At 71.5% G+C, this 26,119-nt stretch carries 27 protein-coding genes, 1 tRNA gene and 2 pseudogenes; 15 read left to right on the plus strand and 15 right to left on the minus strand.

The features are described 5' to 3' along the window. The first annotated feature begins 3 nt into the window (after positions 1-3). From tsaD to G3I78_RS09680, 5 genes and pseudogenes are all read left to right on the plus strand, one after another. Positions 4-1,053: a tRNA (adenosine(37)-N6)-threonylcarbamoyltransferase complex transferase subunit TsaD gene (tsaD, locus tag G3I78_RS09665; protein ID WP_164422451.1), complete on the plus strand. Its 1,050-nt coding sequence runs from the start codon at positions 4-6 to the stop codon at positions 1,051-1,053. Then, positions 1,053-1,619, plus strand: coding sequence for a GNAT family N-acetyltransferase (locus G3I78_RS09670; RefSeq protein ID WP_164422453.1), 567 nt, complete (start codon positions 1,053-1,055; stop codon positions 1,617-1,619). The genes tsaD and G3I78_RS09670 overlap by 1 nt, the downstream gene beginning before the upstream one ends. 7 nt (positions 1,620-1,626) lie before the next feature. Further along, a pseudogene (locus tag G3I78_RS51855) lies at positions 1,627-1,812 on the plus strand (hypothetical protein); the annotation flags it as partial. 103 nt (positions 1,813-1,915) lie between these two features. Next, positions 1,916-2,248, plus strand: a complete 333-nt coding sequence (locus G3I78_RS09675; RefSeq protein ID WP_164422455.1) for an antibiotic biosynthesis monooxygenase family protein — start codon at positions 1,916-1,918, stop codon at positions 2,246-2,248. A gap of 9 nt (positions 2,249-2,257) precedes the next feature. Continuing rightward, positions 2,258-3,055 (plus strand): MucR family transcriptional regulator, encoded by a 798-nt coding sequence (locus G3I78_RS09680; RefSeq protein ID WP_164422457.1) that lies wholly within the window; start codon positions 2,258-2,260, stop codon positions 3,053-3,055. A gap of 18 nt (positions 3,056-3,073) precedes the next feature. On the opposite strand, the gene G3I78_RS09685 is transcribed toward G3I78_RS09680, so the two are convergent. Continuing rightward, entirely contained in the window at positions 3,074-3,685 is a 612-nt protein-coding gene (locus G3I78_RS09685; protein ID WP_343243698.1) for a class F sortase, read from the minus strand. Between the two features lie 47 nt (positions 3,686-3,732). Further along, the gene (locus G3I78_RS09690; RefSeq protein ID WP_164422461.1) at positions 3,733-4,539 is read right to left on the minus strand and encodes a hypothetical protein; all 807 of its coding nucleotides are present in this window, start codon (positions 4,537-4,539) and stop codon (positions 3,733-3,735) included. 152 nt (positions 4,540-4,691) lie between these two features. Between G3I78_RS09690 and G3I78_RS09695 the strand changes: the two genes are divergently transcribed. Genes G3I78_RS09695 through G3I78_RS09715 form a run of 5 tightly spaced genes read left to right on the plus strand, consistent with a single transcriptional unit; the run spans position 4,692 to position 9,755 of the window. Beyond that, positions 4,692-6,278, plus strand: coding sequence for an ABC transporter substrate-binding protein (locus G3I78_RS09695; protein WP_164422463.1), 1,587 nt, complete (start codon positions 4,692-4,694; stop codon positions 6,276-6,278). 26 nt (positions 6,279-6,304) lie between these two features. Beyond that, positions 6,305-7,273 (plus strand): ABC transporter permease, encoded by a 969-nt coding sequence (locus G3I78_RS09700; protein WP_164422465.1) that lies wholly within the window; start codon positions 6,305-6,307, stop codon positions 7,271-7,273. After that, positions 7,263-8,150, plus strand: coding sequence for an ABC transporter permease (locus G3I78_RS09705; protein WP_164422467.1), 888 nt, complete (start codon positions 7,263-7,265; stop codon positions 8,148-8,150). Before G3I78_RS09700 ends, G3I78_RS09705 begins: the two co-directional genes overlap by 11 nt. Then, the gene (locus tag G3I78_RS09710) at positions 8,147-9,106 is read left to right on the plus strand and encodes an ABC transporter ATP-binding protein (RefSeq protein WP_164422469.1); all 960 of its coding nucleotides are present in this window, start codon (positions 8,147-8,149) and stop codon (positions 9,104-9,106) included. Before G3I78_RS09705 ends, G3I78_RS09710 begins: the two co-directional genes overlap by 4 nt. Then, entirely contained in the window at positions 9,099-9,755 is a 657-nt protein-coding gene (locus G3I78_RS09715) for an ATP-binding cassette domain-containing protein (protein WP_164422471.1), read from the plus strand. The genes G3I78_RS09710 and G3I78_RS09715 overlap by 8 nt, the downstream gene beginning before the upstream one ends. 131 nt (positions 9,756-9,886) lie before the next feature. Here the strand turns inward: G3I78_RS09715 and G3I78_RS09720 are convergent. After that, positions 9,887-9,960: transfer RNA gene (locus G3I78_RS09720), tRNA-Pro, on the minus strand. Between the two features lie 81 nt (positions 9,961-10,041). Continuing rightward, entirely contained in the window at positions 10,042-11,469 is a 1,428-nt protein-coding gene (locus G3I78_RS09725; RefSeq protein ID WP_164422473.1) for an MFS transporter, read from the minus strand. 176 nt (positions 11,470-11,645) lie between these two features. Between G3I78_RS09725 and G3I78_RS09730 the strand changes: the two genes are divergently transcribed. After that, entirely contained in the window at positions 11,646-12,224 is a 579-nt protein-coding gene (locus tag G3I78_RS09730; RefSeq protein ID WP_164422475.1) for a TetR/AcrR family transcriptional regulator, read from the plus strand. An 85-nt stretch (positions 12,225-12,309) separates the two neighbouring features. On the opposite strand, the gene G3I78_RS09735 is transcribed toward G3I78_RS09730, so the two are convergent. From G3I78_RS09735 to G3I78_RS09765, 7 genes are all read right to left on the minus strand, one after another. Continuing rightward, on the minus strand, positions 12,310-13,632 hold the full coding sequence (locus G3I78_RS09735; protein WP_164422477.1) for an aromatic acid/H+ symport family MFS transporter: 1,323 nt from the start codon (positions 13,630-13,632) through the stop codon (positions 12,310-12,312). A 113-nt stretch (positions 13,633-13,745) separates the two neighbouring features. Beyond that, entirely contained in the window at positions 13,746-14,696 is a 951-nt protein-coding gene (locus G3I78_RS09740; protein ID WP_164422478.1) for a catechol 2,3-dioxygenase, read from the minus strand. After that, the gene (locus tag G3I78_RS09745; protein ID WP_164422480.1) at positions 14,696-15,787 is read right to left on the minus strand and encodes a 4-oxalomesaconate tautomerase; all 1,092 of its coding nucleotides are present in this window, start codon (positions 15,785-15,787) and stop codon (positions 14,696-14,698) included. Before G3I78_RS09745 ends, G3I78_RS09740 begins: the two co-directional genes overlap by 1 nt. After that, positions 15,784-16,488 carry a 4-carboxy-4-hydroxy-2-oxoadipate aldolase/oxaloacetate decarboxylase gene (locus G3I78_RS09750; protein ID WP_164423071.1) on the minus strand — a complete coding sequence of 235 codons (705 nt, stop codon included), beginning with the start codon at positions 16,486-16,488 and terminating at the stop codon, positions 15,784-15,786. Before G3I78_RS09750 ends, G3I78_RS09745 begins: the two co-directional genes overlap by 4 nt. After that, positions 16,485-17,234, minus strand: a complete 750-nt coding sequence (locus G3I78_RS09755) for a PIG-L deacetylase family protein (protein ID WP_164422482.1) — start codon at positions 17,232-17,234, stop codon at positions 16,485-16,487. The genes G3I78_RS09750 and G3I78_RS09755 overlap by 4 nt, the downstream gene beginning before the upstream one ends. A gap of 48 nt (positions 17,235-17,282) precedes the next feature. Beyond that, positions 17,283-17,933 carry a GntR family transcriptional regulator gene (locus tag G3I78_RS09760; RefSeq protein ID WP_164422484.1) on the minus strand — a complete coding sequence of 217 codons (651 nt, stop codon included), beginning with the start codon at positions 17,931-17,933 and terminating at the stop codon, positions 17,283-17,285. Between the two features lie 82 nt (positions 17,934-18,015). Continuing rightward, positions 18,016-18,885 (minus strand): LysR family transcriptional regulator, encoded by an 870-nt coding sequence (locus G3I78_RS09765; RefSeq protein ID WP_164422486.1) that lies wholly within the window; start codon positions 18,883-18,885, stop codon positions 18,016-18,018. Positions 18,886-18,953: 68 nt separating this feature from the next. Between G3I78_RS09765 and G3I78_RS09770 the strand changes: the two genes are divergently transcribed. After that, a complete protein-coding gene (locus tag G3I78_RS09770; RefSeq protein WP_164422488.1) occupies positions 18,954-19,880 on the plus strand; it encodes an EamA family transporter in 927 nt (308 codons plus the stop codon). Positions 19,881-19,964: 84 nt separating this feature from the next. Here G3I78_RS09770 and G3I78_RS53160 read toward each other — a convergent pair whose 3' ends face one another. From G3I78_RS53160 to G3I78_RS09780, 3 genes and pseudogenes are all read right to left on the minus strand, one after another. After that, positions 19,965-20,114 carry a helix-turn-helix domain-containing protein gene (locus tag G3I78_RS53160; protein WP_343243718.1) on the minus strand — a complete coding sequence of 50 codons (150 nt, stop codon included), beginning with the start codon at positions 20,112-20,114 and terminating at the stop codon, positions 19,965-19,967. Positions 20,115-20,301: 187 nt separating this feature from the next. Continuing rightward, positions 20,302-20,637 (minus strand): annotated as a pseudogene (locus G3I78_RS53165) (response regulator); the annotation flags it as partial. Next, on the minus strand, positions 20,634-21,158 hold the full coding sequence (locus tag G3I78_RS09780) for a MarR family transcriptional regulator (RefSeq protein WP_164422490.1): 525 nt from the start codon (positions 21,156-21,158) through the stop codon (positions 20,634-20,636). The gene G3I78_RS09780 and the pseudogene G3I78_RS53165, both read right to left, overlap by 4 nt. Positions 21,159-21,421: 263 nt before the next feature. On the opposite strand from G3I78_RS09780, the gene G3I78_RS09785 reads away from it, so the two are divergent. The 3 genes from G3I78_RS09785 to G3I78_RS09795 all read left to right on the plus strand — a co-directional run bounded on the left by G3I78_RS09785 (position 21,422) and on the right by G3I78_RS09795 (position 25,383). Beyond that, the gene (locus G3I78_RS09785; protein ID WP_164422492.1) at positions 21,422-22,453 is read left to right on the plus strand and encodes a zinc-binding dehydrogenase; all 1,032 of its coding nucleotides are present in this window, start codon (positions 21,422-21,424) and stop codon (positions 22,451-22,453) included. Between the two features lie 139 nt (positions 22,454-22,592). Further along, positions 22,593-23,795, plus strand: coding sequence for a sensor histidine kinase (locus tag G3I78_RS09790; protein ID WP_164422494.1), 1,203 nt, complete (start codon positions 22,593-22,595; stop codon positions 23,793-23,795). A gap of 106 nt (positions 23,796-23,901) precedes the next feature. After that, complete coding sequence (locus G3I78_RS09795; RefSeq protein ID WP_164422496.1) at positions 23,902-25,383, plus strand: MFS transporter; 1,482 nt, start codon at positions 23,902-23,904, stop codon at positions 25,381-25,383. A gap of 112 nt (positions 25,384-25,495) precedes the next feature. Here the strand turns inward: G3I78_RS09795 and G3I78_RS09800 are convergent, their stop codons facing one another. After that, the gene (locus tag G3I78_RS09800) at positions 25,496-26,008 is read right to left on the minus strand and encodes a hypothetical protein (RefSeq protein WP_164423073.1); all 513 of its coding nucleotides are present in this window, start codon (positions 26,006-26,008) and stop codon (positions 25,496-25,498) included. Positions 26,009-26,119: the final 111 nt, after the last annotated feature.

The raw sequence follows: 26,119 nt of genomic DNA on the forward strand, positions 1-26,119 counted from the left end.
GCAATGGCTTCTCCGATCGTGCTGGGCATCGAGTCGTCCTGCGACGAGACCGGTGCCGGGCTGGTTCGGAACGGGCGACTGCTGGGGCATGCGGTGGCGTCGAGCATGGACGAACACGCCCGGTTCGGCGGTGTCGTGCCCGAGATCGCCTCCCGGGCGCACCTGCACGCACTGCGCCCGGTGATCCGGCAGGCGCTGGACGAGGCCGGGCTGCGGCTGTCCGACATCGGCGCGGTAGCGGTAACCACCGGCCCCGGGCTGTCCGGCGCCCTCCAGGTCGGACTGGCCGGAGCGAAGGCGATCGCCTACGCACTCGGCGTCCCGCTCCACGGCGTCCACCACCTCGCCGGCCATGTCGCCGCCGACACCCTGGAGCACGGCCCGCTGCCCAACCCGTGCATGGTGCTGATCGTCTCCGGCGGACACACCTCGCTCCTCCTCGTCCGGGATCTGGCCCGCGATCCGATCCTCCATCTCGGCGACACCCTCGACGACGCCGCCGGCGAGTGCTTCGACAAGGTCGCGCGGGTCTTCGGACTGCCCTATCCCGGCGGCCCGGCCATCGACCGTGCGGCGCGTGAGGGGAACCCGCGCGCCGTCGCCTTCCCGCGCCCGCTCCCGGGGTCGTACGACTTCTCCTTCTCCGGTCTCAAGACCGCGGCCGCCCGCTGGGCCGAAGGGCACACGGGCCGTGAGCTGCCCGTGACCGACGGTGCCGCCTCCCTCCAGGAGGCCGTGGCCGACGTACTGACCCGCAAGGCCGTGGCCGCCTGTGCCGAACATGGTGTCGGCACACTGGTCGTCGTCGGCGGGGTCGCCGCCAACTCACGGGTGCGGTCACTTGCGGAGCAACGATGCCGGGCGGCAGGGATCGAGCTGCGTGTCCCGCCGCTCAAGCTGTGCACGGACAACGGCGCGATGATCGCCGCCGTGGGCGACCTGCTCGTACGGGCCGGGGCCGAACCCGCGCCCCTGAACGTGTCGATCGACCCGTCGGCACCCCTGGAGTACGCGGCCCTGCACCCGGCCGGGGCCGGAGCGGTGGCGGCCTGATGGACATCCGGATCTTCAGGGACGACACCGTGCGGGATCACGCCGTCGCCCTGCACTCGGTCTACGTGGAGGCGTTCTGCGCCCCGCCGTGGCACGAGGACGAGGAGCGTGCCGTGGAGTTCACGGGGCGGCTGCCGATGAACGTACGGCGTCCCGGTTTCACGGCCGCCCTCGCCTTCGAGGGCGAACAGCTCGTCGGGTTCGCCACGGCGTGGACGACCCTCGCCCCGTTCCCCACCGACCGCTGCTACCCACAGGCGGCGGCCGGGCTGGGAGCCGGCCGGACGGCGCAGTGGCTGTGCGGTGCCCGCGAGATCGACGAACTGGCCGTCGGTCCCACAGCTCAGGGGACGGGTCTGGCCGGTGCCCTGCTGGAGGCCGTCACCGCGGACGCCCCCGACGGCCGTTCCTGGCTGCTGACCTCCGTGCAGTCGACCCGGGCCATGTCCTTCTACCGCCGCCAGGGCTGGACCCAGGCCACCCACCCCTCACCCGACGGCAAGGGCATCGTCGTCTTCCTCGGCCCCCATCACCCTGCCCGTAGCCTCGCCGCCCAACCTCTGTGAGTCCTCGTTGCGCACCTCCGGGATCCGCCGCCGCTCCCTCGACCACCTCGCCGAGCCCGGATCTGTCACCGTCCCCAGCGCCCCGCCGCCCACGCCCGGCGACCCGACGCCGCTGTTCGCCAACGCCGGGATGGTGCCCTTCAAGCCGTGTCCGACGGGTGAGGCACCGTGGCCGGCCAGCGTCCAGAAGTGCGGGCCGGGGTCAGCACGGGCGTCCGGGGCGGAGCGTTGCCCCATCGGGAGGAATGTCGGCTCGTCCGTGTCACCACGACGCAGGTAAGGGGAGAAAGAGAACCATGACTGTTACCGCACAGATCGACAGCTCCCGTCCGGTGGCCACGCTCATCAACGTCTTCACGGTCTCCCCCGACCGTCAGGCCGAGCTGATCGCCCTCCTCGCCCGTGCCACCGAGGAGACGATGAAGCACCAGCCCGGCTTCGTCTGTGCCAACTTCCATGCGTCCCAGGACGGCGAGCGCGTCGTCAACTACGCCCAGTGGGAGTCCGAGGAGCACTATCGCGCGATGCTCGCCGACCCCGAGGCCCGCGTCCACATGGACCAGGCCGCGCTCATCGCGACCGACGTCCAGCCCCGCCTGTTCCACGTACGGTCGACACACGCCAGGTAGGTGACGCCCATGTCCCCACCGCGGACAGCTGGGGGAGCCGAACCGGTCCGGCATCCCGACTTCGGCCGCCTGATCCGTGACGAGACCGCGGACACGGTGATCTGCCATGTCTGCGGCAGGGACTTCCGCTCCCTCGGGGCACATGTGCGTGTCCACGGCTTGACCGCCGCGGAGTACCGGGAGGAGTTCGGGCTGCTGCGCACCCGGCCGCTCAGCGCGCGCTCCCTCAGCCAGGAGCGGTCCGGTTCCCGGCGCGACCGGTACAGCGCCTCGAAGGAGCTGCGGGGACACCTCGCGGCCGGCCGGGCCATGGCCCGCTCCGGGGAACTGACCCGCAGGCGCCGCAGCGGTACGGCCGAGGACGGGACCCGGGACGAACTGCGGCGCGTGCGGCGGGAGACCCTCGACGCAGGCCGCCGCACCCGGACCCGCGACGCGGAGGCACGCCTGACGGACGCGCTGCGGGCCGGAGGCTTCACCGACGTGGGACAGGCACTGCGTGTCGTGTACGTGGAAGGCGACAGGAGCATCGAGGAGACGGCAGCCGTTCTCGCCGTCGGCAAGAACCGGCTGCAACAGCTGCTCACCGAGCACGGAATCGGCATCCGCCCGGCCGGCCGGAACTCCGGTGCCGGCCGGCGGGCCCGTGTCCTGCTCAATGACCGGGCCGCCGCCGAGCGCGTCGGTGCCCGGGACATCACGGTGTGGCTGCGCGGGCGGGCCGCCGCCGGGGCCACACTGCGGGAGCTGGCGGAGGCCACCGGTCGCAGCGTCCCGTGGGTGGCGGCCCGGATCGGCCGCCGCTGAACCGTGCGGACCGGTTGCCTAGGCGACGCCGGTCAGGCTCGCGAACACCACCGTGTTGTTGGGGTAGTAGTGCCGGTCGGCGTCGAACTCCCCACCACAGGTGATCAGCCGAAGCCCCGCGTGGTCGAGGTTCTTGTACACCTCCAACGTGGGGAACTTCGCCTTCTCGTACTCCTCGACCCGGTCCACCGTGAACGTGGCCGTCCTGCCGTCCTCGCGGGACACCTGGACCGTGTCACCGGCCTTCATGGTCTTGAGCTTCTTGAAGACCGCGTCCGCACCGTTCCAGGTGACATGACCGGCAATCACCGCAGGCCCTTCGGAGCCGGGAGTGGGGCCGGGTTCGTACCAGCCCGCCAGATCCGGGTCCTTCGGGGTCGTCATCGCGCCCTCGGCGTTCTGTCCCAGGGTCTCCAGCGCACTCGACACACCGAGGGAGGGGATGGTGACCTCGGTCGGCACCGACCTGTCCAGGGCGGCGACGGTCCCACCGGTCCCGGCACCCGTCTCCGGTGTCCCGCCGCCGACCGTCCCCAGCGGCGCGTTCTGCCCCGGGGACGCCTGCGAGGCGGTGGTGTCCTGACCCGCGCAGGCGGTGAGCAGCAGGGCGGCGACCGCAGCGGAGGCCACGGCGGCGGCACGTCGGGAGCGAGTTCGCGGGCGCGCGGCTGTCCGGATCACGCGGCGTCCCCGCCCTTCGCGGTCGCCCGACGCCGTACGACGATCAGCGCACCGGCCGCGGCGGCGGAGGCGGCACCGGCCGCGCCGATCATCGTCACCGGGGACACGCCGGTCGCGGTCGACCCGCTGCCGGTCTCGACACCGCCGACCGGCACGGAGCCCACCGCCGCGCCCTTGACCTCACCGCAGTTGGTCGGGGCGGTCGCCTCCTGGGGCAGCTTCGGGTCGAGTTCGCTCTTGCCGGCGCCCTCGAAGTCGTACTTGTCGTTGTTGTTGGGGTCGATGCCGTGCTGCACGACGTGCAGGTCCTTGATGTGGTCGATCACGTCCTGCGAGACGGGGATGGTCCGCTTGTAGGCGATCTTCCCCTCCTTGTCGGCGACCGGCATCCGGTCCACCGCCAGTCCACTGGTCGCGGCGTCGGTGTCTCCGGACACGGTGAGCGCGATGTTGATGTCGCCGTAGTGGACCGTGGCCTCGGTGTTGTTGAGGATGCCGTCGCCGTTGGTGTCGGCGCTGTCGTCCGGGCACACGAAGTCGTGCCCCTCGGTGGAACCGTGCAGATGCTGCGCCGACGGCTGCCCCGGCACCATGCCCTCCGACTTGATCCACACCGTCAGCTCCGTACCACGGGCGCTCAGCAGGACCGTCCCCTTGGAGCCGGAGTCGTTCAGCTGCTGCAGGTCGATCTGGTAGGCCGGGGTGTCCTCCTCCGCGAAGACCGGCGCCGAGCCCGCGACGGTCAGGAGCGCGGCGGGAAGAGCGGCGAGTACCGCGAGACGACCAACACGCTTGGATGTCACGTTCGTTCCCCTTATTGCAATGAGTTCGCAGTTACTCATAGAACGCAGAAAGAGGTGACGGTGTTCAGCGACTGAGAGCCGACACCCCTGGGTAGCCCCTTGTCGCAAATCTTTGGCAAGAACGCCCTCTTCGCAGTAAAGGTGTGAGGCTGATGACGACCCGCCTGATACGAGGTGCCGCCGTCACGGCGGCGATGGTCACCGGGCTCGCCGCCTGCTCGGCCCCCACCAGCGGCGACGGCGGGAGCGAGGCGGCCGACTCCGTCGTGATCGGGGTGGCGTCGGAGCCGGACACCCTCAGCCCACTGCTCGGCTACGGCAAGGACGGCAACTCGAAGATCTTCGACGGCCTCCTGGCCCGGGACGGCGCCCTGAAGCTGAGACCCGCCCTGGCGAAGGCCCTGCCCGAGGTCGCCGACGCCGGCATGACCTACACGTACGCCCTGCGCGACGGCGTCCGGTTCAGCGACGGCGAGCAACTGACCGCCCAGGACGTGGTCTTCACCTACGAGACCGTCCTGGACGAGAAGACGAACAACACCGGCCGCAGCGAGCTGGACGCCGTCAAGGACGTGAAGGCGGTCGGTGACGACAAGGTCGTCTTCACACTCAAGTACCCCTACGCGCCCTTCGCCGGACGAACGGTCCTGCCGATCGTCCCCGAGCACATCGCCGCCGGGCAGGACCCCAACACCGGCTCCTTCAACACCGAACCGGTCGGCACCGGACCGTACGTCCTGTCCTCCTGGAGCAAGGGCGAGAAACTCATCTTCAAGGCCAACCCCCGCTACTGGGGCGGCACTCCGAGGGTGAAGACCTTCACCATGGCGATTATCGCCGACGACAACGTGCGTGCCACCCGGCTGCGCTCCGGCGATCTCGACGGCGCGATCCTCCCGCCCAACCTGGCCGCCGCCTTCAAGAGCGACGAGAGTGTGAGGACGTACGACGCGAAGTCCTACGACTTCCGCACGGTCACCCTGCCCACGGACGGCGCGGTCACCGGTGACCGCGCCGTCCGGCAGGCCCTGGACGCCGCCGTGGACCGCGAAGCCATGGTCGACAAGATCCTCGACGGGGCGGGGCGCCCGGCGTACGGGCCGCTGCCGGTCGACGACCCGTGGTTCGCACGGGGTGTTGAGCGCAAGCAGGACCTCACCAAGGCCAATCGTCTTCTGGAACAGGCCGGTTGGAAGACCGGCGGCGACGGCATCCGCGCCAGGGAGGGACAGCGGGCCGCCTTCACCCTGCTCTACCCCTCGGGCGACAAGGTCCGCCAGGACCACGCCCTCGCCTACGCCTCCGACGCCAAGAAGGCCGGCATCGAGGTGACGGTCGAGAGCGCCACCTGGGAGGTCATCGAACCGCGGATGAAGAACACCGCGGTCCTGGCGGGCTTCGGCAGCACCGGCGACCCCGACTTCGGCCTCTACACGCTCCTGCACTCCTCCCTCGCGGGCGACGGCTTCAACAACATGGCCCGCTACGACGATCCGGCCGTGGACAAGGCCCTGGACACCGGCCGCCGCAGCCAGGACCCGGCCACCCGCGAGGCCGCCTACACCACGCTCCAGCGGGAGTTGGTGAAGAACCCCGGCTACACCTTCCTCACCCACATCGACCACCTCTACGTCCTCGCCGACCGCTGGTCCGGGCTGACCACCCAGCTCGAACCGCACGAACACGGCTTCGCCAGCGGCCCGTGGTGGAACATCGAGGACTGGCAGCCGAAGAAGTGAGCCCCAGGTCTCTCCCCTGGAGCGCGATGGCGCGACTGGCGGGACGGCGCGCGCTGTTCGCCGTCCCCATCCTGCTCGTCGTCACCTTCGGAGTGTTCGCCATCGCCGCCGCCTCCCCCTTCGACCCCGTGAAGGCGTACGCCGGCACGGCCGCCCTCGGTGCCGACCAGGAGACCCTGGACCGGCTGCGCGAGAGTCTCGGCGTGGACGAGCCGTTCACCGTCCGCTGGTGGCGGTGGCTGTCCGCCGCGCTCGGCGGGGACTTCGGCCAGTCCAGCGTGCTGCGGCAGCCGGTGGCGCAGGTGATCGGCGAACGGCTCGTGTGGTCCACGCTGTTGTGCGCGGTCGCGTTCGTCGTCGCCGTCCTGCTCGGCACGCTGCTCGGCGTGCTCGCCGCCGGGCGTCCCGGCTCGATGCTCGACCGGACGGTCACTTCCCTCTCGTACGCCCTGGAAGCCGCTCCGGTCTTCTGGATCGCACTGCTGGCCGTCTGGCTGTTCGCCCTCCAGCTGGACGTGCTCCCGGCGGGCGGGCTGACCGACACCGCCAGTGAACGGGTCACCGCAGGGCAGGTGTCAACTCACCTGATCCTGCCCGCCGGTGTGCTGGCCATCTCCCAACTCCCCTGGTTCGCCCTGTACGTCCGCCAAGGGGTGAGCGACGCGCTGAGCGAGGATCCCGTACGGGGCGCCCGCGCACGGGGATTGAGCGAACGCACCGTCCTGCTCGGCCACGCCCTGCGCTCCGGGATGCTCCCCGTGCTCACGCTGATCGGCTCCCGCGTACCCGAACTCATCACCGGCGCCCTGCTCGTGGAGAGCGTCTTCAGCTGGCCGGGCATCGCGGCGGCGACCGTGGAGGCGGCCACCGCCGTCGACTTCCCGCTCCTCGCCGCGCTCACCACACTGGCCACCGGCGCCGTCCTCGCCGGGAACCTGCTCGCCGACCTGCTCTACGGACTGTTCGACCCGAGGGTGAAGTTCAGTGACATGTGAATCCACGGCCCCCGACGAGGCCGTCTGGCGGTCGTACGGCACGAGACGCCGCTCCACCCGGACGGTCCGGGTGCGCACCTCGGCCGCGCTGGTCGCCGTGACCGTGCTCGCCGTGCTGCTCGTGCCGCCGCTGGTCCAACTCGACCAGCAGGCAGTGGACTTGAGCGCGAAATTGCTGCCACCGTCCTGGGGCCACCCGTTCGGCACCGACGACGTCGGCCGCGACCTGCTGCTGCGGTGCGTCTACGGCCTGCGGGTCTCCCTGCTCGTCGGCGCGGCCGCCGCGCTCACCGCGACCGTGATCGGCACCGCGGTCGGCGCCACCGCCGGGGCGCTGGGCGGCTGGGCGGACCGCGCCCTGATGCGCCTGGTGGACACCTTCTCCTCCGTGCCCCATCTGCTGCTCGGCATCTTCATCGTGGCCATGTTCCGGCCGGGCGTCTGGCCGGTGATCGTCTCGGTCGGGCTCACGCACTGGCTGTCCACCGCCCGGATCGTGCGTGCCGAGGTGCTGTCCCTGCGCTCCCGGCCGTACATCGACGCCGCAGTGTCCGGAGGCGCCTCGCGGTGGCGGGTGGCCGTACGGCATCTGCTGCCGGCGGTACTCCCGCAGGCCGCGCTCGCCGCCGTACTGATGGTGCCGCACGCCATGTGGCACGAGTCGGCCCTGTCCTTCCTCGGACTCGGCCTGCCCACCCACCTGGCGAGTCTGGGCAACCTCATCCAGAACGCGCGGGGTTCGCTGCTGGCCGGACAGTGGTGGCCGACCTTGTTTCCCGGCCTGTTCATCATCGTGCCCACCCTCGCCGTCGCCGGGCTCGCCGGAGCCTGGCGGGAGCGAATCGACCCCCGCCGCCGATCGGAGCTGATGCTGTGACCGCCCCCGTGCTCTCGGTCCGCGGGATGTCCGTGCGCTTCCTCATGCCGGGTGGCGGCCGGGTCGCCGCCGTCACCCACGCCCGCTTCGACGTGGCCGCCGGCGAATGCCTCGCCCTGATCGGCGAGAGCGGCTGCGGCAAGTCCGTCCTCGCCTCCGCCCTTCTCGGCCTGCTCCCGGCCAACGCCCAGACCGCGGGCGAGGCCCGCCTCGGCGACCTCGACCTGCTGGCCGCCGACGAACGCACCCTCGCCCGGACCGTACGGGGCCGCCGTATCGGACTGGTACCGCAGAGCCCGGCCGCGCACCTGACCCCGGTCCGCACCATCCGCGCCCAGCTGGAGGAGACGGTCACCGTGCTGACCGGAGTCCGGGGCCGTAGGACTGTCCGTGGCGCCGCCGAAGCGGCCGCCGAGCGCACCGCGTTCCCCACCGACCACCTCGACCGCCACCCCCACGAGCTCTCCGGCGGCCTCGCCCAGCGCGCCGCGACCGCCCTTGCCCTGGTAGGTGACGCGCCCCTCCTGCTGGCCGACGAACCGACGGCCGGCCTCGACCGCGACCTCGTGGAGCACACCGTCGACGAACTGCGCCGCCACATCGAGGACGGCCGCCGGGCCCTGCTGATGATCACCCACGACCTCGCCGCGGCCGAACGGATCGCCGACCGGGTCGCCGTCATGTACGCGGGCCGTATCGTCGAACTCACCGACGCCACCGCCTTCTTCGGCTCCCCCGGCCCTCGCCACCCCTACAGCCGCGGCCTCCTCCGGGCCCTCCCCGAGCGGGCCTTCTCCGCCATCCCCGGCATGCCCCCGGAACTCGGCGACCTCCCCGACGGCTGCGCCTTCGCACCCCGCTGCGACAGGGCGACCGACATCTGCGGCGGGCTACCGGCCCTGACGGGCGCCGTGGCCTGCCACCACCCGCACGTCGGGGAGGACGCCCGTGCTTGAACTGCGCGCCATCACCGCCGGATACGACAGACACGCCCCCGTCGTCCGGGACGTCTCCCTCACGGTCGAACCGGGCGAAGCCGTCGGCCTCCTCGGCCCCAGCGGCTGCGGCAAATCGACCCTCGCCCGGGTCGCCGCACTCCTGCACCGCCCGGACTCCGGGACCGTGGTCCTCGACGGCACCCCCGTCCGGCGCTGGCGTCACCGCGCACCGCGCGAACAACGCACCGCCTTCGGCGTCGTCTTCCAGCAGCCGAGGCTGGCCGCGGACCCCCGCCTTCGGCTACGGGATCTGATCGCCGAGCCCCTGCGCGCCACCGGACGACGAGACATGCTCACGGAACGGGTCACGGAGCTCGCCGCGCTCGTCGGTCTGACTCCGGATCTGCTCGGCAGACGCCCCCACGAGGTCAGCGACGGCCAGCTCCAACGCGCCTGCCTCGCCCGCGCCCTCGTCCTGCGCCCGCGTCGGCTGATCTGCGACGAGATGACCGCGATGCTCGACACCTCGACAACCGCCGCGCTGGTCACGGCAGTCGAGGACTACCGGCGGTCCACCGGCGCGGGCCTGCTGGCCATCGGCCACGACCGCACTCTCCTGGACCGGTGGTGCGATCGCACAGTCGACTGGGCGGACGCACTGTCCTGAACCGTCCGTGCACCACGTCCGATCAGGCGTCGACGCGAACAGGGCAGTGGCCCTCGAAAGGTCTCCAGAACGCTCAAGGGGCTGCTTCGGATTTCCTCCGAAGCAGCCCCTTGAATCGCGACTTCGCAAAGTCGGGACGACAGGATTTGAACCTGCGACCCCTTGACCCCCAGTCAAGTGCGCTACCAAGCTGCGCCACGTCCCGGCCGCGTCCGCCACGGGGATTCCGTGTGAACAGGCAGGTAAACCCTACCGCACGCGCGCGGCCGGACCGACTGGCGCGGGGTCAGCCGCGGGTGGTGACGGTCTCGCGCACGCCCTCGGTCGCCGTGACGACCCGGCGCACGGCCCGCCGTACCGGCACGAGCAGGGCGGCGAGCGCGGCGGCCAGGCAGAGGACGGCCAGCAGGGTAAAGCCGTGGGTGTAGCCGGATTCGTACGGCAGCCCCGAGGGCTGGAGATGTCCGGTGACCAGCACGCTGGTGACGGCCGCGCCGATGGAGCCGCCGATGGTGCGGATGTTGGCGTTCATGCCGGTCGCGGCACCGGTCTGGTCGGCCGGGACGCTGCCCACGATCAGGTTGGCCATGGAGGCGAAGGCGAGTCCGATGCCGAGGCCGAACAGGCCGGCGACGACGGCGATCTGCCACTGCTCGTCGTGCCACAGGGCGAGGAAGCCACAGGCCACCGCGCCCAGCGCGGCCCCGGTCACCAGCAGGGACTTGGCGCCGACCACCGGCTCGAGACGGCCGCTGAGCACACCGGAGAGGAACATCGCGACCAGCATCGGCAGCATGAGCAGCCCGGCCGCGGTGACGCTCGCACCGAAGCCGTATCCGGCCGAGGACGGTGTCTGCACGAACCCCGGCAGGAAGGACCAGATCGAGTACATCCCGGCGCCGAAGAGCAGCGCCGCGGTGTTGGTGGTCCAGACGGCCGGCAGGCGCATCACCTTGAGGTCGATCAGCGGAGAGCGGGAGCGGGCCTCGGAGTACAGCCACAGCGCGAACAGCACGACGGCCGTACCGAACAGCCCGAGCACCCGGGCCGAACCCCAGCCCCACTGCCCCGCCTGGCTGAGCGGCAGCAACAGCGCCACCAGCCACGCCGACAGCAGCACGGCACCGAGCCAATTAACGTTGCCCTGCGCCCTGTTGGGCGACTCGGGCACATAGCGTACGGCGATCAGGGTCGCGGCGATCACGATGGCGACCGGTATCCAGAACAGCCAGCGGTAGTCGAGCGCGGTCACGATGGGACCGGCCGCCACCATGCCGACGCCACCGCCGGCGGCGATCACTGCGGACAGGTTGCTGATGGAGCCGCTCACCTGGGACGCGGCGAACTCGTCCCGGATGATCCCGAAGGAGAGCGGGAACAGGGCGCCGCCGACGCCCTGGACGACCCGGGCGACGATCAGGACCCCGATCGAGGGGGCCAGCGCGGCGAGCAGACAGCCGACGGCCACCGTCACGAGGACCGCGACGAGGGTGCGCTTCTTGCCGATCAGGTCGCCGACGCGGCCGAGGATCGGGGTGAAGATCGAGGCGGAGAGCAGATAGGCGGTCATCACCCAGGTCGCGGTGGACTGCGAGGTGTGCAGCGCGTGCTGGACGGTCGGCAGGGCCGGCGCGATCAGCGACTGGAGCATGGAGAACACGCCCGCACCGGTCGCGAGGACCGCGAAGGTGAGGCGGGTGGACTTGCGGGGCATGGAGAGCCTCTCCGAACGAACGGGGTGCGGCCGGAGCCTCTGGGGAAGCGGTCGCGGAAAGGGCGAGGGAGAACCTCGACTGCTAGAGTGGAGGTATGCCTCCACTATATCGGAGGCAACCCTCCGCTTCAACCCGTATCGGAGGTACACCTCCGTTTCAGCCCCGGGAGGCATCCGTGACCGCCGCCTCGTTCCCGATCAGCGAGATCGTCGCGTCCCGCCGGCCCCACCGGAAGGACGCCGCCCGCAACTACGACGCCCTGCTGGCCGCCGCACGCGAGGCGTTCGCGGAGCACGGTGCGGAGGCGTCCCTGGAGGACATCGCGCGCCGCGCGGGCGTGGGCATCGGCACGCTGTACCGGAACTTCCCGACCCGCCGCCATCTCTTCGAGAGCGTGTACGCGGACGAGGTCAACACCCTGGTGAAGGTGGCCCAGGACGTCGCCGACCAGGAGCCCTGGCAGGCCCTCACGGCCTGGCTCGACCGGTTCGCGGGGTACATGGTGACCAAGCGGGCCGTACGCGAGGCGCTCAACGACGAGTCGGAGATCTTCGCGGCGTGCCGGGAGTCGATGTACGCGGCGGGCGGGCCCCTGTTCGAGCGGGCGCAGGCGGCGGGCGAGGCGCGGTCCGACATGGACTTCGTCGATCTGCTGAGGATGGTCGCCGGGATCACGGCGACGGCGTTCGACGACGACGTCCAGCGCGATCGGGTGCTGTCGATCGCGCTGGACGGGGTTCGTGCGGTGCGTTGAGCCGGAGAGCGCCTGAGGGCCCGGGTCCGCATCACCGCTCACGCGTCAGGGGCATCCGTGCGACGGCCGGCGTCTCGCGTACCGCTCAGTGCGCGGCGACCAGCTCCTTCTCGTTGTCGCCGGCCGCCTGCCGGGAGCTGCGCAGGGCGGCGATGCCGATGAAGACCATGGACGACAGACCGGCGACGGCGAAGGCGGTGAAGCCCTGGTCGCCGTTGCCGGAGGCGAGCAGCTGGCCGCCGAGCCAGGGACCGAAGACGGCGCCGAAGCGGCCCATGCCCGAGGTCCAGCCGACGCTGGTGGCGCGGTTGGCCGGGGTCGAGCGGATCGAGACCGTGGCGTAGATCATCGTCTGGGCGCTGTTCAGGAAGACACCGGTGAGGAAGACGACGATCATCGTGACGGTCTGCGCCATGTGGACGCTGAGCAGGAAGACTCCCACGGCGGTCAGCGCGAACCACAGGGCGGAGATGCGCGGGGCGCCGAAGCGGTCGGCGGCCCGGCCCGCGACCAGCATGCCCACGATGCCGCCCAGGTTGAAGACGACCACGAAGGACAGGGCGTCGCCGAGCGCGTAGCCCTCGTTGCGCATCAGGGTGGGCAGCCAGGTGGCGACGCCGTAGACGAGGAGGAGACCGCCGAAGGAGGCGATCCAGTACAGCAGGGTCTGGATCCACTCGCCGCCGCGGAAGAGATTCGCCAGATTCGTCCAGCGGTCACCGGCCCGCGTGGACTTCGCGGCCGGCACCTCGACGTCGTAGCGCCCGGCGAGCGCCCTCGCCTCCTCGGTGCGGCCCTTGGCGACCAGGAAGCTCAGCGACTCGGGCAGGAACTTCGCCAGTACCGGGGCGAAGAGCAGCGGGAGCACGCACACCCAGAACGCGGCACGCCAGCCGACCGGGTCGATGAGCCACTTGGCGACGTAGGCGGAGAGGATGCCGCCCGCGTGGTGGGCGGTCATCAGCAGGCCGATGACGAGGGCGCCGCGACCGCGCGGGGCGTAGTCCGAGACCATGCTGATCGCGGTCGGCAGCAGTCCGCCGAGGCCGACGCCCGCAAGGGTCCGGCCGAGGCCGAAGACGGCGACGCTCTCCGAGATCGCGCAGAGGCCGGAGGCCAGCGAGAAGAGGGTCACGCAGACGACCATCAGCTTCTTGCGGCCGATCCGGTCGGCGATCGTGCCGGCGATGAGCGCGCCGACCAGCATGCCGAAGGTGGCGTAGCTGCCGAGGTCACCGGCCTGGTCCGCGGTGAGGCCGAAGGTCCTGGTCTCCAGCAGGTGGGGCAGCACCGAGCCGTAGATGAACATGTCGAGACCGTCGAAGAGCACGGCCAGCCAGCACAGACCGACGACCAGGAGGGCCAGTCTGCTGCCGCGGGCGGACAGCGGGGAGGGGGAGGAAGACATCGTTGGTTGCCTCTCGTACTTGGTGCGCTAGACGCTAAGGAGCCACCCTCTGAGTGTCAACGCTTTTGTCAACAATCTCATCGACAATCGATGCGAGGGTGGCTCCGGGCACCTCAGCCGACCGGCGGAGTCCCGTGCGTGTGGAAGGACTCGATGGTCTTCAGGCCCCAGGCCTGCCCCTTCTTCCGCTCCTCCTCGGTCCACGTGATCAGCGGCCAGTCGGGGGCGAGCACCAGCCGGGTGAGCGGGTTGCACAGCTCGATCCGGTTGCCGCCGGGCTCGTAGACGTAGAGGAAGAACGTCTGCTGGATGGCGTGCTTGTGCGGGCCCGTCTCGATGAACACCCCGCTGTCGATGGCGAGATCGGCCGCCCGCAGGATGTCCTCCCGGGTGTCCGTCGCGAACGCGATGTGGTGGAGCCTGCCTTCGCTGCCGGTCCAGTCCTCCGTGTAGACGACGTCGTACGACTTGTCGGTGAAGGTCAGCCAACGCGCCGCGATCCGGCCGGAGTCCAGCTGGATCTGTTCCGTGGGCCGGGCGCCGAGGACGTTCTGCTGGAACTCGGCGTTGGCGAGCACGTCGGCGGCGAGGAAGTTGATGTGATCCAACCGCCGTACGCCCACTCCCCTGTTGGGCTTGGCCTGCGGCTGGTTCTTCAGCGCGGGCCGGAGTTCCTCGGGGGCCCGGTAGTACTCGCTCTCCCAGTACAGGGCGTGTTCGTGGCCGTCCGGGTCGGTGGTGACGTACAGCTTGCCGAGGCCGGGCTCGTCCTCGACCCAGGTGCCGGTGCCGCCGGATTCCTCGACCGCCTTGACACGGCGGTGCAGTGCCTCCTCGCTGGAGGTGCGCAGGGCGAGCCGGCCGAGGCCGGGCCGCTCGCGGGCGGTGAGGACCAGGCTGTGGTGCTCGTAGTCGTCGTAGGTCCGCAGATGGACGGTGTCGCCGTCCTGGCCGCTCACGGTGAGGCCCAAGTAGTCGGTGAAGAAGGCGACGCTGGCGTCCAGTCGGGGCGTGAAGAGCTGGGTGTGGCCGATGTGGGCGATGTCGCCGAGGGGCGGAGTCATCAGTGACCTCCTGTGGGTCGGGCGACGGCCCTGGGGAAGACGGTGCCGTCGAGGATCTTGCGGGCCGTACGGACGACGGCCGTGCGGCGGGCGGTGGGGAGGCCGTCGGGGGTGGTTGCGAGGCTGCTCTCTATGTCGAGGAAGCCCGTGGGATGTTCGATGCGTACGCGGTCGCTCGCCGGATCGAGCACCGCGAGGTCGGCGCCCACACCGCCGTCGATCCGCAGCCCCGCCGCCACGCCGGCCGCGCCGAGGACACCGATGGAGGTGTGGCAGCGCACCGGGATGAAGGTGCGGGTGGTGATCGCGCCGCCGTCCCGGGGCGGGGCGAGCAGCGTGAGCTTGGGGACCGTGCTGCCGGACACGTCACCGAGCCCCATCAGCCGGCCCGCGGCCAGCCGCAGGGAGCGCAGCCGGCCGGCGAGGGCGTGGTCCTCCTCCAGGTCCCGGGGCGACTCGTAGCCGGTGACCTTGAGCGAGGTGGCGGCGACGAGAACGGTCGGCATGCCGTTGTTCACACACGTCACCCGGACTCCGTCGATGTCGTCGACGACGTTGCCGGTGGGGAGCAGCTCCCCCACGCCCGGCGGGAACTCGATCACCACGGGCGCGGCCGACCCGGGCACGCCCGAGATCTCGGCGTCTCCGGTGTAGTCCACCCGGCCGCCGGGGGTCGGGAAGGTCGCCGTGGCGTGGTCGCCGGAGTTGACCATGCGGATCCGCACGGAGGTCTCCCGCTCCCCCGCCGGGACGAGTCCGCGCTCGACGGCGAAGGGGCCGACGCCGGCGAGGATGTTCCCGCAGTTCTGACGGTCACTCACCTCGGGCCGGTCTACGGCGACTTGGAGGAAGAGGTAGTCGACGTCGGCGTCCGGGTCGGCGGACGCCGAGATCACGGCGACCTTGCTGGTGAGCGGGTGCGCGCCGCCCAGGCCGTCGATCTGGCGCTCGTCCGGGCTGCCCATGATCCGCAGCAACAGGTCGTCGCGCGGGGCGGGTTCGGCGGGCAGGTCGGCGGCGAGGAAGTAGGCGCCCTTGGAGGTGCCGCCCCGCATCAGCAGACAGGGCACCTCCTCGGGCACGGCGGTCATGACGACTCCCCCGTGTACTGCTCGTACGTCTTGTACTCGACGCCGAGGTTCCTCAGCGTCTCCCGCAACCCGTAGCGGTCCAGGCCGAGTTGGCCGTCCAGGAAGGCGGCGCGGGTGGCGGCCTCCTTGGCCTCGCGGGCCTCCGACTTCTCCACCGTCTCCGCGACGCGCTCGCGCGGGACGACCACGACACCGTCGTCGTCGGCGAGGATCACGTCGCCGGGGTTGATCACCTGGCCGTCGATGGCGATCGGCACGTTGACCGAGCCGCCGGTGGCCTTGACCGTGCCCTGCGAGGAGACGGCCCGGGACCAGGCGGCGAAGCCCATCTCGCGCAGCCCCTGGGTGTCGCGGATACCGGTGCTGGTGACGACTCCGCGTACCCCCCGCCGCTTGAGCGCGGTCGCGAACAGCTCGCCGAACAGGCCGTCCGTGCACGGTGAGGTGGTGGTGACGACCAGGATGTCGCCCTCGCCGCACTGCTCGACGGCCGCGTGGATCATGAGGTTGTCGCCGGGCCAGCTCAGCACGGTCACGGCCGTGCCCGCGACGCGCACGCCCTGCTGGACAGGGCGAACCTCCGGGCCCAGCAGGCCGGTTCGGCCCATCGCCTCGCTGACCGTGGCCACGCCGTACCGTGCGAGCGCGTCGACGTCCTTGAGGGCGGCCTTCGGCGGGTCGGTGACGATGACGCCCATCAGGACAGCTCCTTCGCGATCTGCGGGTAGGGACGCATGAACGCCTCGGCCATGGTCTTGTGGGCCAGGCCCAGGTTCGGGCCCGCGTTGCGCCTGAGCTGGACGCCCCGGCGCACGGCGAGGTCGGTGTAGTAGTCCCACAGGTGCTGCTGGGCGCCGAGGCACTCCATGGCCTTGCGCTTGGTGTCCCAGACCTCGGTGATGTCGAGGAGGACCTCGGGCCGGAAGCCGCTCATCTCGGGCTGGTGGGGCTCGAAGTAGAAGACCGGCGGGGCCCCGATGATCTCGCCCTCGCCGGGATAGCCGATGGCCTGGGCGAGGACGCGGGCCTCCAGCGCCATCCGGTTGGCGGCCGGGTGGTCGCCGTTGTACGGGTCCTCGACCGGGTGGGTGAGCACCACGTCGGGCTGGACGGCCCGGTAGACCTCGACGAGCCGGTCGGTCAACTCCCGTGTGGCGACCAGCGGGTAGTCGCCGGCGTCGAAGAAGCGGACCCCGGCGCCGAGGGTGGCGGCGGCGCGCTCGGCCTCGTCCCGGCGGATCGCCTTGATCTCGTCGAGTTTCCTGCCCTCGCGCCAGGCCTTGGCGGACTCCCCGCGCTCACCGAAGGTCAGACAGGCGATGGTGACCTGCTCGCCACGGGAGGCGGCCAGGGCGATGGCACCACCGGCGCGCCACACAAAGTCCCCGGCATGCGCGGTGATCACAAGTGTCGAACGTGGACTGGCGGGCGCGCCGGACTGCGTCATTGCGGAAATCTCCTTGGAGTGGACAGGTTCGCGCCCGCCTCGCGCGGCTCAGTCGCGCAGCGCCTCGATCACGCTGGTGAGGTGGGCGCGGACGGCCTTCTCGGCCGCCTGCGGGTCCCTGGACCTGATCGCCTCGATCATCGCCAGATGCTCGTTCAGGGAGTGCTGCGGGCGTCCCGGCCGCAGCGCCAACTGGAAGCGGTGACGCACCAGTTGGGCGTTGAGCCGCTCCAGCAGATCCACGGCGGTCCGCTGGCCGGAGAACTCCCGGACCTTGGCGTGCAGCGCCTGGTTGAGCTCGGAGTAGGTCATCGGCTCGCCGTCGGCCACGGCCTTGGTCATCGCCGTGCCCAGCTCGGTCAGCTCGGCGAGCTGCTCGTCGCTAGCCAGGGTGGCCGCCTTGGCCGCGCACAGTCCTTCGAGGACCATGCGGCACTCGGTGATGGCGACCGCCTCCTCGACGGTCACCACCCGCACCCTCGAACCCCGGTTGCGGATCCGCTCCACGAGGCCCTGGGCCTCCAGATCGATGAGCGCGGCCCGGATGCTGGCCCGTGTCACACCGAACTGCTCGGCGAGCTCGTTCTCCACCAGCCGCTGCGCCGGTGCCATCTCGCCGTGCAGGATCGCCTGCCGCAGCTGCGCGAACGCATGCTGTTTGGCCTGCTCCCCGGTGCTCGGACGGGCTTCTTTCGGCATCGTTGCCCTCCCTGAGTGAGTGCCTGTCGAACCTAAATCTAGCCAGACAAGATTGTCAACAATTTTGTCTGCCGTATTGCGGTCATCGATCTCCGCGATACAACGCGCTCAGCAGTTCCAGCACCGCCTGGGCGGCCGGATGCGGATCGTCCCGCCACCACGCGAGCCGCACCGCGATCGGCTCGGCGTCCCGCACCGGCCGGTAGACGACCCCGGGCCGCGGATACTGGTTCGCCGTCGACTCCGCCGTCATCCCGACGCACCGCCCGGTGGCGATCACGGTGAGCCAGTCGTCCACGTCATGGGTCTCCTCCACCACGGGACGGTCCCCTTCCGGCCACAGCTGCGGGGTCGTGGTCCCGGTACGGCGGTCCACCAGCAGGGTGCGCCCGCCGATGTCGGCCAGCCGGACCGAGCGGCGGCGGGCCAGCGGATCGTCGGCGGCCATCGCGCACAGCCGCCGCTCCAGACCGACGACGGCCGACTCGAACCGCCGGTCGTCCGGCGCCCTGCGCACCACGGCCAGATCGCAACTGCCCTCCGCGAGCCCCGCCGAGGCCGAGTTGACCCGCACCAGATGCAGCTCCGTCTCCGGGTGCGCGGCGCTCCAGCCGCGCTGGAACGGCAGCGTGTGCCGCCCGAGCGCTGCCCAGGCGTACCCGATCCGCACCTGGGCGTGCCCCGACACCGCCTCCCGGACCAGGTCGTCCACCTCGCCGAGCACCCGCCTGGCGTGCGCCACCACCCGCAGCCCGGTGCTCGTCGGGGTCACCTCGCGCGAGGTCCGCCTCAACAGCCGTACCCCCAGGGCCTGTTCGAGGGAGGCGAGGTTCCGGGACACGGCGGCCTGGGAGACGCCGAGCACCGCGGCGGCGTCGGTGAAGGTGCCCTCGTCGACGATCGCGACGAGACAGCGCAACTGCCTGAGGTCCACCGAGTCCGCACCATCCATGAGTACAGCGTATAGATCTCGACGGTGATGCATTTTGCGTATCCGAGAACCGGGCGCACGATCGCACCATGTCGGCGACCTCCGTACGCTCCACCGCCTCCCCGCACCCGACGTCCCCGGAGTCATCTCGGGGACGTCGGGCCGGTGTCGCGACCATGGTCGGCAGCGGTCTGTCCAACCAGACCGGCGCCGCGATCGGCTCGCTCGCGTTTCCCGTGCTCGGGCCCGTCGGGGTGGTGGCGGTGCGCCAGTACGTCGCCGCGCTCGTCCTGTTCGCGGTCGGCAGGCCCCGCCCGCGGTCGTTCACCTGGCGGCAGTGGTGGCCGGTGCTGCTGCTCGCCGTGGTGTTCGGGACGATGAACCTGTCCCTGTACACCGCCGTCGATCGGGTGGGCCTCGGCCTCGCGGTGACGCTGGAGTTCCTGGGCCCGCTGGCCATCGCGCTGGCCGCGTCCCGGCGGCGGGCGGATCTGTGCTGTGCGCTGCTCGCCGCGGCCGGGGTCGTCGTACTGATGCGGCCGCGGCCCTCGACCGACTACGTGGGGATGGGCCTCGGGCTGCTGGCCGCGGTGTGCTGGGCGTCGTACATCCTGCTCAACCGCACGGTCGGCCGACGGCTGCCCGGCGCCCAGGGCTCCGCCGCCGCGGCCGGTGTGTCCGCCCTGCTGTTCCTGCCGGTCGGCGTGCTGGTCGCCGTACGGCATCCGCCGACGCTCACGGCGGCCGGGTGTGCCGTGGCGGCCGGGGTGCTGTCCTCGGCGGTGCCCTACCTGGCCGACCTGTTCACCCTGCGCCGGGTGCCGGCCCCCGCCTTCGGGCTGTTCATGAGCGTCAATCCGGTGCTGGCCGCGGTGGTCGGGTGGGTCGTCCTCGGACAGCGCCTCGACTGGACGGAGTGGGCGGGGATGGCGGCCGTCGTGGCGGCGAACGCGATCGGCATCCTCACCGCGCGGGACGGCCGAACACCGGTTCCGGACGGCCGTACACCCGAGTGAGGTTCCCTGCGTCCCGCCGTCCACCGTGACGGTCCGCGGCCCGTCACGTCCTGCTACGGCTCACCCGTCGCCTCCAGCTACGGCTCACCCGTCGCCGCGGCCGAGCCGGTAGCCGAAGCCGCGGCGGGTGTGGAGCAGGGCCGGGTGCTCCTGGTCGACCTTGCGGCGCAGTCGGGAGACCAGCTTCTCGATGGCCTGGTCGCCGCGGTACTCGCCCCAGACGACGCCGACCACGTGCTGTCCAAGGAGCAGATCTCCCGGTGCGCCAGGCCCGGCAGGTGGCGTCGTCGAGGACCAGGTCGGCGTAGCCGGGCCGGTCCACGTGGCGTCCGGCGGGCCTGCCGCGCAGCAGGACCTGGGTCCGCGCCAGCACCTCGGCGATCCGCAGCGGCTTGGTGACGTAGTCCTCGGTGCCAGGACCGAGTTCGGGGACCAGGGCCTGGAGCGAGTCGCAGGTGGCCAGGAAGAGCATCGGGGGCCGGTCCGCGGCGGGCAGTCTGCGGCCCCGGGCGAGGGTGTCCTGGTCGGGCAGTGCGGAGTCCCGGACGACCAGGTCGAACCGGTGCCGGGTGATGCGGGACATGCCCTCGGCGCCGGTGCCGGCCGAGCCGACCCGGTAACCGGCCAACCCCAGGGTGGTGGTGAGCAGTTCGGTCTCGCGCGGGTCGTCCACGACGACCAGGAGGTGCTGTCCCCCGCCGCGGGGCGCGGGCCGGGGTTCCTCGACGACGTTCGCGTACCTGGCACGGCCGTTCATACGAGGCTCGCCCCGGCCGTCGGGGCGGGCAGGTCGAGCGGGCTCTCGGTGTGGGCGACGAAGTCATGGACCAACCGCCGGAAGAACGCGGCGAGTTGCTCCAGCTCCTCGGGCGTCCACTCGGCCAGGGCCAGCTCCACGCCCCGGCGACTGGCCTCCCTGATGCGCTGCACCGCCGCCAGCCCCGCGGCCGTGAGCTGCACCCGCTGGGCGCGGCGGTCCTCCGGGTCCGCGACCCGCACGACGTATCCGCCCCGCTCCAGCTGCCGCAGCTGCCGGGTGACATGGGAGGCCTCCACGGACATCCGGACCGCGAGGACCCCGGGCCGCAGCGGCTCGCTCTCGGCGATGTTCCGCAGGATGGTCACGGCGGCCCGGTCCAGATCCAGACCGGCCACCGCCATCAGCCGTTCGTGCTGGCGGGACCGCCCGGCCAGATAGGTCATCCGGCTGAGAACCTGCTCGATCTCGACCACGTTCGCGGACACGGACGCTGCCGTCGCGGGATTCTGTGCGGGCATGACATCACCCCAAAGGTCGTTGCCTGACTTAAGTAATATGCAATTGCTTGCTTGACTTAAGTAACTCGCATGTGCTTGCCTAAGTCAAGCAAGCCGACACAGACGGGGCCCGCGTTGAGCGGACGCGGGCCCTCGCGCCCGACCCGTGGGGACGGGGTACGGCGCGGTCTCCGGGCCCGGCGGGCGGACCAACTCCCCCCGGTCCGCCGCCGGGCCCGGCGACACCGACCCCCTCGGCACCTCCGAAGAAAGTGAGACACCCCATGGCCACGATGAAGTCCGTCCTCACCGCGAAGGACAAGGTCGACGTGGTGGACGTCGAACGGCCCTCGCCCGGCCCCAAGGACGCGCTCGTGCGCATCCGGGCCTGCGGGATCTGCGGCACGGACACCTTCTTCCTGCACATGGGCGGCATGCCCGCCGGTGCGGACGGGTCGATGCGGGCCATCCCCCTCGGCCACGAGCCGGCCGGCGAGATCGTCGAGCTCGGCGCCGAGGTCAGCGGCCTCGCCGTCGGCGACCGGGTCGTGGTCAACCCGCAGGGCGTGCCCTCCGGCATCATCGGCTGCGGCGGCACGCTGGGCGGCATGGACGAGTACCTGCTGATCGAGAACGCCGAGGTCGGCGGGAGCGTCGCCGTCTTCCCCGACGACATGCCCTTCGACGTGGCCTCGCTCAACGAGCCGATGGCGGTCGCCCGGCACGCCGTCAACCGCTCCGAGGCGAAGCCCGCGGACAAGGTGGTCGTGTTCGGCGCCGGGCCCATCGGGCTGGGCGCGGCGATCTGGCTGAAGCTGCGCGGGGTGGAGCACGTGACCGTGGTCGACATCATCCCCGAGCGGCTGGAGACGGCCCTGGAGGTGGGCGCCGACGCCGTCGTCAACTCCGCCACCGAGGACCTCACGGCACGGCTGACCGAGCTGCACGGCTCCGCCGTGAACGCCCTGGGGCAGCCGCGGGTCGGCACCGACATCTTCATCGACGCGGCGGGGGCGCCCGCGGTCTTCAACTCCGTGATCGCCAACGCCAAGTGGCACGCCAAGCTGGTCATGGTCGCCGTACAGAAGAAGGGCGAGGTCGACCTCGGGGGCATGCTGCGCAGTGAGCTCACGCTCATCGCGTCGCAGGGGTATCCGACGGAGATCTTCGAGGTCACGGCCGAACTGGTCGAGCACCGGGAGCGGTTCGCGAAGCTGATCAGCCACCGGGTGCCGTTCGGTGAGGTCGGCCGGGCGTTCGAGCTGGCGCTCACTCCCGGGGCCGCGGAGAAGGTCGTCGTGACCTTCGACGCCTGATCGCGGCCACGGAAGTGCCGTGACCGGCCGCGGCACCGTCGAGGCCCGTCGCGCCCGCGCGGCGGAGCCGCAGGATGCCACAGCCCCGCGCCCCTCGGGGGCGCGGGAGCGCACGGCATCGGACAGGGACCCCCACCCCATGATCGAGAATCTGCACGGCTTTCCCGACCATCGTCCTCGCGTCACCGACGCGGCCCTCGCTCTCGCGCTCTTCGGGTGTTCGCTGCCCGGGAGCCTGATCACCCTGCCGGGCAGTGATCCGGTGGTCGACTGGTGGCCCGGTGTGGTGCTCACCGGGGTGGCGTGCAGCGCGCTGCTGTGGCGCCGCCGCCGGCCCCGGGTGACCACGGCGGTGGCCGTGGTGTGCGCGACCGCGGTGTCGGCGCTCGGCTATCTGCTGACCGTCCTGCTGCTCGGGCCCCTCATGGTCGCCCTGTACTCCCTGGCGGCACGCACCGGGCGCAGGACCGCCAACACCTACGCGTTCTGCGCCGTCGCCCTGCTGGTCTCGGCCGCCTTCCTGGCCGGGCCCGCCGGCGAACCCCTGATCCTCAAGCTGTTCGGGCCGGCCGCCTGGCTGCTGCTGCCCACCGCGCTCGGCACCATGACCCGGCTGCGCCGCGCCTATCTGGAGGCGGTGCGGGCCCGCGCCGAGGACGCCGAGCGCACCCGCGAGGAGGAGGCCCGGCACCGGGTCACCGCCGAGCGGATGCGGATCGCCCGCGATCTGCACGACGTGGTCGCCCACCATCTCCTGCTGGCCAACATCCAGGCCGGCGCGGTCGGCCGCATGCTGCCCGAACGGCCCGCCGAGGCCGGGAAGCTCGCCGTGGAGCTGGCCGGCACCACCTCGTCGGCGCTGCGCGAGCTGAAGTCCACGGTGGGTCTGCTACGGCACCACGCCGACCGTACGGCCGACCCGGACAAGCCGGTGGAGCCGACGCCGGGGCTGGCGCACCTGCCGGAGCTCGCCGGGTCCTTCCGGCACGCCGGGCTCACCGTCGTCCTCGTCACCGAGGGCACGGCGAGGCCGCTGTCCGCCGGGGCCGACCTCACGGCGTACCGCATCGTCCAGGAAGCCCTCACCAACGTCACCAAGCACGCGGGCGTCGACACCGCGGAGGTACGGCTCGCCTACCGGGCCGACGCCCTTGTCGTGTCCGTCGTCAACGGCGGTGGCGCGTGTCTCGACTCCCCCTCCCCCGACGGGGGTTACGGCCTGATCGGGATGCGCGAGCGGGCCCGTTCCGCGGGCGGCCGGATCCGTACGGGGCACCTTCCCCAGGGCGGTTACGAGGTCGTCGTCGAGCTGCCGTACTGCCCTCGGGAAGCGGCCGCCTGAGCCGTGTCGTCCAGCCCACATCAGATTCAACTTGCTTAAGTCAATCAATTGCGATTCACTTGAGTGAGTCAAGCAACCCCCCTTGTTCCTGACGGAGGCCCCAGCCATGTCCGACGCCCTTGCCCGACCCGCCGAAGCGGGGTCGTCTGCCCCGCCGAAGCCGAACGCCGTGGTGGCGGTGCTGGCCCTGGCCGGAATCGTCGTCTCGCTGATGCAGACCCTGGTCATCCCGATCGTTCCCGAGCTGCCCAAGCTCCTGAACGCGGAGCCCTCCGACACCGCCTGGGCGGTCACCGCCACCCTCCTCGCCGCGTCGGTGGCCACGCCGGTGGTCGGGCGGCTCGGCGACATGTTCGGCAAGCGCCGGATGCTGCTGCTCTCGATCGTCCTGCTGGTCTCCGGCTCGGTGGTCTGCGGTCTCGCCGACTCACTGGTCCCGATGATCATCGGACGTGCCCTTCAGGGCCTGGCCGCGGCGGTCGTGCCGCTCGGCATCAGCATCATGCGGGACGCGCTGCCGGCCGACCGGCTGGCCGGGTCCACCGCGCTGATGAGCGCCTCGCTGGGTGTCGGTGGCGCGCTGGGTCTGCCCGCCGCTGCCTTCATCGCCGACAACTGGAACTGGCACATCCTGTTCTGGGTCTCCGCCGCGCTCGGTGCGGTCGCTTTCGCGCTGGTCCTGCTGATCGTGCCGGAGTCGAAGGTGCGGGCCGGGGGCCGGTTCGACCTCGTCGGCTCGCTGGGGCTGTCGGCCGGTCTGGTCTCGCTGCTGCTGGCCGTCTCCAAGGGCGGTGACTGGGGCTGGACCAGTGGCACCACGCTCGTTCTCGGCGCCGCCGCCGTCGTGATCCTGCTGTCCTGGGGCTGGTGGGAGCTGCGCAGCCCCCAGCCGCTGGTCGACCTCCGTACGACCGCCAAGCCGCAGGTGCTGTTCACCAACCTGGCCTCGATCGCGCTCGGCTTCTCGATGTTCGCGATGTCCCTGGTGCTCCCGCAGCTGCTCCAGCTGCCGACGCAGACCGGCTACGGCCTCGGCAAGTCGATGATGACCGTCGGTCTGGTGCTGGCCCCGCAGGGACTGGTGATGATGGCCATGTCCGCCGTCTCCGCGGGCGTCACCAAGGCCAAGGGCCCCAAGGTCACGCTGATGATCGGCGCGCTGATCGTGGCCGCGGGCTACGGCCTGAACATCGTCCTGATGTCCGAGGTCTGGCACCTCATCCTGGTCTCCTGCGTCATCGGCGCCGGCGTCGGCTTCACCTACGGCGCGCTGCCCGCCCTGATCATGGGCGCCGTGGACCCGTCCCAGACGGGCGCCGCCAACAGCCTCAACACCCTGATGCGGTCCCTGGGCACCTCCTTCGCCAGCGCCATCGCCGGCGTGATCCTGGCCCAGATGACCACCGACTTCGGCGGCACGGCACTCCCCTCGGAGAACGGCTTCAAGGTCGTCATGGCCATCGGAGCGGGCGCCGCCCTCCTCGCCTTCCTGGTCGCCACCTTCATCCCGCGCCAGCGCCGGTCGACCCCGACCGGCGCCCCGGCCGAGGGCCCGGCGGAACCGGCGGAGGTCGGCGCGAAGGCATAGCGCCGGGTCGGACGCAGGGCTGGTCGGCCGTCGCTCCCCTTGCGGGAGTGGCGGCCGTTCGGCGTGGGGGGCGAGTCGGACGGGGACTCCGCCCGCCCTGACCGCCGTCCCCCTACTTGATCACCGCGTTCGCCACCACGACCACCGCCCCCAGCATCGCGTCCACCAGCCCGATCCCCATCGCCCACGCCCAGGACCGATGGGACCACCGGGCCGTGACCACGCCCAGGGCGAACAGCAGGATGATGTTGAGGACGAAGGCGGAGTACTCGACGCCGTTCGCGGGCCACCAGCCCCAGCCCGCGCCGGCGAGGAGGAGGACCGTGGGGACGACGGCCGCGACCAGGGGCCACTCGTCGGCCAGGGTGCGCAGGACGTCCCAGCGGCGGTGCGGGGCGCGTTCGGCGATGTAGTGGGCGTATCCGTGGGCGAGGGCGGAGGCCAGGGCCGTCACCAGGAGCCAGGCGGCGTCGTAGCGGCGGCTGTCCCGGGAGGTGTGCCCGTACTGGGTGAGCGCGGCCACCATGGAGCACGCGAGGACGGAGCCGTAGACACCGCCGAACAGGACGGCCTCACGTGTGTCGTGCTGGTGCGGCCGGGACACGGCAGCCTCGGTCTCCGCCATGTCCTCCACGATCACCCGGGCGGCGGGCCCGCGCCAGTCCGCGACGGAGTGTCCTCCCACCCGCGCCGCCACTCCACACACTGTCGGCGGACGGGCCGGGAACGCTCTCGC

Origin of the sequence: Streptomyces sp. SID13726, from assembly GCF_010548375.1 — a bacterium.
In the GTDB taxonomy this organism is placed as follows: Bacteria; Actinomycetota; Actinomycetes; order Streptomycetales; family Streptomycetaceae; genus Streptomyces.

What these genes read in the sequence shown, in the direction of transcription:
- tsaD (WP_164422451.1), top strand. Translation starts at nt 4, where the DNA reads ATGGCTTCTCCGATCGTGCTGGGCATCGAGTCGTCCTGCGACGAGACC.
- G3I78_RS09670 (WP_164422453.1), top strand. Translation starts at nt 1,053, where the DNA reads ATGGACATCCGGATCTTCAGGGACGACACCGTGCGGGATCACGCCGTC.
- G3I78_RS09675 (WP_164422455.1), top strand. Translation starts at nt 1,916, where the DNA reads ATGACTGTTACCGCACAGATCGACAGCTCCCGTCCGGTGGCCACGCTC.
- G3I78_RS09680 (WP_164422457.1), top strand. Translation starts at nt 2,258, where the DNA reads ATGTCCCCACCGCGGACAGCTGGGGGAGCCGAACCGGTCCGGCATCCC.
- G3I78_RS09695 (WP_164422463.1), top strand. Translation starts at nt 4,692, where the DNA reads ATGACGACCCGCCTGATACGAGGTGCCGCCGTCACGGCGGCGATGGTC.
- G3I78_RS09700 (WP_164422465.1), top strand. Translation starts at nt 6,305, where the DNA reads ATGGCGCGACTGGCGGGACGGCGCGCGCTGTTCGCCGTCCCCATCCTG.
- G3I78_RS09725 (WP_164422473.1), bottom strand. Translation starts at nt 11,469, where the DNA reads ATGCCCCGCAAGTCCACCCGCCTCACCTTCGCGGTCCTCGCGACCGGT.
- G3I78_RS09735 (WP_164422477.1), bottom strand. Translation starts at nt 13,632, where the DNA reads ATGTCTTCCTCCCCCTCCCCGCTGTCCGCCCGCGGCAGCAGACTGGCC.
- G3I78_RS09740 (WP_164422478.1), bottom strand. Translation starts at nt 14,696, where the DNA reads ATGACTCCGCCCCTCGGCGACATCGCCCACATCGGCCACACCCAGCTC.
- G3I78_RS09745 (WP_164422480.1), bottom strand. Translation starts at nt 15,787, where the DNA reads ATGACCGCCGTGCCCGAGGAGGTGCCCTGTCTGCTGATGCGGGGCGGC.
- G3I78_RS09755 (WP_164422482.1), bottom strand. Translation starts at nt 17,234, where the DNA reads ATGACGCAGTCCGGCGCGCCCGCCAGTCCACGTTCGACACTTGTGATC.
- G3I78_RS09760 (WP_164422484.1), bottom strand. Translation starts at nt 17,933, where the DNA reads ATGCCGAAAGAAGCCCGTCCGAGCACCGGGGAGCAGGCCAAACAGCAT.
- G3I78_RS09765 (WP_164422486.1), bottom strand. Translation starts at nt 18,885, where the DNA reads ATGGATGGTGCGGACTCGGTGGACCTCAGGCAGTTGCGCTGTCTCGTC.
- G3I78_RS09770 (WP_164422488.1), top strand. Translation starts at nt 18,954, where the DNA reads ATGTCGGCGACCTCCGTACGCTCCACCGCCTCCCCGCACCCGACGTCC.
- G3I78_RS09780 (WP_164422490.1), bottom strand. Translation starts at nt 21,158, where the DNA reads ATGCCCGCACAGAATCCCGCGACGGCAGCGTCCGTGTCCGCGAACGTG.
- G3I78_RS09785 (WP_164422492.1), top strand. Translation starts at nt 21,422, where the DNA reads ATGGCCACGATGAAGTCCGTCCTCACCGCGAAGGACAAGGTCGACGTG.
- G3I78_RS09790 (WP_164422494.1), top strand. Translation starts at nt 22,593, where the DNA reads ATGATCGAGAATCTGCACGGCTTTCCCGACCATCGTCCTCGCGTCACC.
- G3I78_RS09795 (WP_164422496.1), top strand. Translation starts at nt 23,902, where the DNA reads ATGTCCGACGCCCTTGCCCGACCCGCCGAAGCGGGGTCGTCTGCCCCG.
- G3I78_RS09800 (WP_164423073.1), bottom strand. Translation starts at nt 26,008, where the DNA reads ATGGCGGAGACCGAGGCTGCCGTGTCCCGGCCGCACCAGCACGACACA.